The 968-nt window shown below is 47.2% G+C and carries 2 protein-coding genes; both read left to right on the top strand.

Annotation, left to right across the window (positions count from 1 at the left end; genetic code table 11):
- The first annotated feature begins 71 nt into the window (after positions 1-71).
- Entirely contained in the window at positions 72-590 is a 519-nt protein-coding gene (locus ACR0JE_RS19625) for a hypothetical protein (RefSeq protein ID WP_480865364.1), read from the top strand.
- Between the two features lie 107 nt (positions 591-697).
- Entirely contained in the window at positions 698-880 is a 183-nt protein-coding gene (locus ACR0JE_RS19620) for a helix-turn-helix transcriptional regulator (RefSeq protein ID WP_480865363.1), read from the top strand.
- The last annotated feature ends 88 nt before the right edge of the window (positions 881-968 follow it).

The raw sequence follows: 968 nt of genomic DNA, 5'->3' as shown, positions 1-968 counted from the left end.
TGACAGATGCCCAAAGGTATTCCTTTCGGCCATCGCTCTAGCAGCTACCGTACTGTTCTGGCTGTAAATCAATGAGTCTGGAGCCTAGGGCACTAATGCTATCTTCAATTTTTTTGATGTTATTTGTTTTGGTTTTTATCCTGTTTGACACAATTGATTTCTTAAGCGGTTCGTCGTTGACCGATACATCAATTTACTTCAGGTCATTCTATCTGTCACTTTTGGGTATGGTTGTTCTGATGGTCGCACAGATGGGCCTCTCTATTGAACGATATCGCCAGGCGAGGTCCGGGCCGGATCTTGATATGGGCAGATTCGTTGGCTGCTCGGTGGTCTTCAAAGTTGAGGACTTCAACGCTTTCAAAAATGCCTTCAAAAATCCCAACACCGATGAGCCGGATGAAATAAGTGAGACAAGAGTGACCGAACTAATAGTGAAAGCTCTTGATAGGGGCGAGCAATTTACTCGCGCAGAGATGCAAACTCGATTGGGGAATTCACTTTCTTTTCGCAGTTTTGACAGAGCCTGGTCCAGTGCCCGAAGTCTTCGGCCTGAAATTGGAAAACCAGGCCGAAAACGAAATCAATGAATCAGTACACCGTTTCGAAACGCATTTCCTAATCGCGACGTCTTTTTACTAAAGTCTTGATTACGCAAAATTCCTGCATGTTCCACCCGATGCAGGAGGCAACCGAGATGTTGGAAAAGCACTACCGACGCACTGAAGTTGAAGAAATCACCGGCCTGAGCCGCAGCACAATTTACGACATGATGAGTCGGGGAGAATTTCCTCGCCCAGTAAGGCTGACCGCAAAAGCTGTTGGTTGGCCAGAAAGTTTGATCCGCGGATGGTTAGAGGACCGTCCGGAGGTAATTTAATGAAAAACCCCAACTCCAAGCGCGGAGATGGGGCTTTTCCAGTGACATCAACTGCCACCCTAGCAAGTCCAGTTGATGCCACAGGATG

The organism is Ruegeria sp. H3, assembly GCF_056533095.1.
This window is presented reverse-complemented; position numbering and strand designations above follow the sequence as displayed.